Below are 2,156 nucleotides of genomic sequence, written 5' to 3' on the forward strand. Positions count from 1 at the left end.
TCAAGGCTGGGTTTAATAAGAGCCGTGCTGTCTTTGACGCCAAGAAACCTTTAAGATTGGCAACAAATCATGTACCCTCGTACTCATTAAGAATCCAGTTGGCGCTAGCCAAGCTCTCGAAATGATTAAGCTTGCAGATTATCCATTTAGCTTGTCAGTTCTTCTTAACGCCAACTATGCTGACGGTATTGATACTAGCTGGATTTGGGATGCCAACTTTGAAAGCATTCTCGACATGGATATTCCTGAGATTAATGCTGGTGGTGTCCGTCACTCTGAAATTGCCCGCCGTCTTCGTGTGACTGGCTACCCAGAGGATAAGATTACGCAAGCAGAAAAGCTCGAAGATATTATGGCCTTGATTGAAAAGCAAGATTGCGACCATGCCTATATCCTAGCTACCTATACTGCCATGCTTGAATTTCGTGACATTCTTGCCCAACGTCATGCTGTCGGAAAGGAGATGAACTAATGACCTATACTTCTCTCAAATCTCCAGAAAATCGTGACTACACCTACGACCTAAATGTTGCCCACCTTTATGGTAATCTGCTCAATACCTACGGGGACAATGGTAATGTCCTTATGATCAAATATGTGGGGGAAAAACTTGGTGCTAAAATGACCTTCGACATCGTTTCTGTTGGGGACGACTTTGACAAAGATCACTACGACATGGTCTTCTTTGGAGGTGGTCAAGACTACGAACAATCCATCGTTGCCAAAGACCTACCATCTAAACGTGACGCTATTGATCAATTCATCCAAGATAATAAGGTCATCCTAGCCATCTGCGGTGGTTTCCAACTTCTTGGACAATATTACATCCAAGCTAACGGGGTTCGCATTGACGGCATTGGTGTCATGGGCCACTACACCCTCAATCAAGAAAATAACCGTTACATCGGTGACATCAAGATTCATAACGAAGAATTCGATGAAACATATTATGGCTTTGAAAATCACCAAGGACGTACCTTCCTTTCGGATGACGAGAAACCACTTGGGAAGGTGGTCTACGGTAATGGTAACAATAAGGAAGATGGTTCCGAGGGTGTTCACTACAAGAATGTTTATGGTAGCTACTTCCACGGCCCAATTCTTTCTCGTAATGCCAACCTCGCATACCGACTGGTAACTACAGCTCTTCGAAACAAATATGGCCAGAACATTTCACTGCCAAGTTATGATGACATTCTCTCAAGCGAGGTAGCTGAAGAGTATGCAGATACTAAATCAAAAGCAGAATTCGAAAAGTAAGTCTTCTACATATCAAAATAGCGAAGCTGATTGGCTTCGCTATTTTCATGTTATCTCTATTTCCAAAGACGTCTTTTCTTCATTCTGTCTTCAATTTTACGATTATCAATCCTTAGAATAGCAATCATATCAAACAAGAGCCAGGTTCTTTTTGGATAGACAATATATTTTGGAGACCAGATTGGAGAGAATTTTCCTTATAACGTTGGAGGCCACTGAAAGAGTAAAAACGCTGTGCAAAAACATAAACCAGATTGGCAACCTTTTCCTCTAAGAAACTATCTTCTTCAGTACCAACGTTGGCTAGGGGAGCCATTCCCATATCAAAGTACTGCTTGCCTTCTGCTTGGAAGTATTGGAAGAGTTTGACAAAGAGGTAGTCCATAATGCCTTCAGGTGCCTTTTCAAAGTCATATCGCATGAGGTCAATCGTGGCCACTCGTTTATTTTTGGTTGGCATGATATTGGCAAAGGCAACAATTTCGCCTGCTTCACTTTCAACAATGGCAATCGGCGCTTGTTGCAGATAGGCTTCATCGAAGAAACCAAGAGAGAAACCTTTCTCCTTACGACCATTAAGCCAAACATCTGAGACAGCTCTCATTTCCTGCATTTGAGTCTCTGAAAATGGCGGTTGAAGCAATTTAAATTGGAAACCAGCTTTTTCCACGCGATTAGTCGGTTTACGGAATTTCTTACCATGCTTTCCTTCAACCGAAAACGTCGTCAAGTCAACCATAGCATTTTCCCCAAACTTCATGAAGTCAAATCCATAGTCATGAAGCATGAGGGTAATGCTTTCATCTGCCTCATAAAATAGGGCTTGCAGATTCCAATCAGATAAAGCGCTTAGAAAGGCTTCCCATGCTGGTCGATAATAATCTTCATTCCCAATA

General features: G+C 42.1%; 1 protein-coding gene and 2 pseudogenes. 2 read left to right on the forward strand and 1 reads right to left on the reverse strand.

Translation table 11 applies throughout. The features are described 5' to 3' along the window. Both HSISS2_RS04490 and gatD read left to right on the forward strand, forming a co-directional pair. Positions 1 to 472, forward strand: a pseudogene (locus HSISS2_RS04490) (DUF1727 domain-containing protein); the annotation flags it as partial. Further along, the gene (gatD, locus tag HSISS2_RS04495) at positions 472 to 1,260 is read left to right on the forward strand and encodes a lipid II isoglutaminyl synthase subunit GatD (protein ID WP_021145604.1); all 789 of its coding nucleotides are present in this window, start codon (positions 472 to 474) and stop codon (positions 1,258 to 1,260) included. The pseudogene HSISS2_RS04490 and the gene gatD, both read left to right, overlap by 1 nt. Before the next feature lie 56 nt (positions 1,261 to 1,316). On the opposite strand, the pseudogene HSISS2_RS04500 reads toward gatD, so the two are convergent. Beyond that, positions 1,317 to 2,156: pseudogene (locus HSISS2_RS04500) on the reverse strand (phosphatidylglycerol lysyltransferase domain-containing protein); the annotation flags it as partial.

The organism is Streptococcus sp. HSISS2 (assembly GCF_000448665.1).
GTDB lineage: Bacteria > Bacillota > Bacilli > Lactobacillales > Streptococcaceae > Streptococcus > Streptococcus raffinosi.